The sequence below is a fragment of the Mycobacterium sp. E2238 genome (assembly GCF_001672665.1).
Classification (GTDB): domain Bacteria; phylum Actinomycetota; class Actinomycetes; order Mycobacteriales; family Mycobacteriaceae; genus Mycobacterium.
In genome coordinates this window covers 1-632 of sequence record NZ_LZKF01000016.1, presented here as the reverse complement: position 1 = coordinate 632, position 632 = coordinate 1, and the positions used below count along the sequence as shown (strand labels likewise).

2 protein-coding genes are annotated in these 632 nt (G+C 64.2%); both read left to right on the top strand.

What is annotated here, in order from left to right:
* Nucleotides 1-244: 244 nt before the first annotated feature.
* A complete protein-coding gene (locus tag A5711_RS01160) occupies nucleotides 245-544 on the top strand; it encodes a PE family protein (protein WP_067943266.1) in 300 nt (99 codons plus the stop codon).
* An 11-nt stretch (nucleotides 545-555) separates the two neighbouring features.
* Nucleotides 556-632 (top strand): PPE domain-containing protein (locus A5711_RS27395; protein WP_156624280.1); only part of this gene is annotated, 77 nt, incomplete at its 3' end.

The following is a 632-nucleotide window of genomic DNA, read 5'->3' as shown; positions in this document are numbered from 1 at the left end:
CCGGCGCCGCCGCGGGCTACTCCCACAAATACGGCTTCCGCTACAGCGTCCTAACCCGCCCACCCTCAGCCGGATAGGGAAAGCCGAGGTGAACGGGAGTTGTACACGAATGAACAGTCGGCACTAGGGAGGCGAGCCAAGGCGTGACCCCATTAATCTCACGAGTAAGCCATGCCTGCGGTAAGCCCACCGGCAAACCGTTCCTCGACGGCCAGCGGGCCTAGAGAATAGGGAGGGAATCCGAATGTCGTTTGTCACGACGCAGCCCGAGGCGTTGGCTGTGGCGGCGAGCAACCTACAAAGCATTGGCTCGACGCTGAGCGCGCAGAACGCGGCGGCGGTGGCCCCAACGACGGGGGTGGTGCCAGCCGCCGCGGACGAGGTGTCGGCACTGACCGCGGCGCAGTTCTCCTCGCACGCCCAGATGTACCAGGCCGTGAGCGCCCAAGCCACGGCGATTCACGAGATGTTCGTCAACACCCTGGGCATGAGCTCGGGATCGTACGCGGTGACTGAGGCGGCCAACGCGGCCGCGACGGGTTAAAGGAGTCAATGGTGTTTGATTTTGGGGCGCTTCCGCCGGAGGTTAATTCGGCGCGGATTTATGCCGGTCCGGGGTCGGGGTCGTTGAT

Coding starts and splice junctions, on each gene's coding strand:
- A5711_RS01160 (WP_067943266.1), top strand. CDS start 245: ATGTCGTTTGTCACGACGCAGCCCGAGGCGTTGGCTGTGGCGGCGAGC.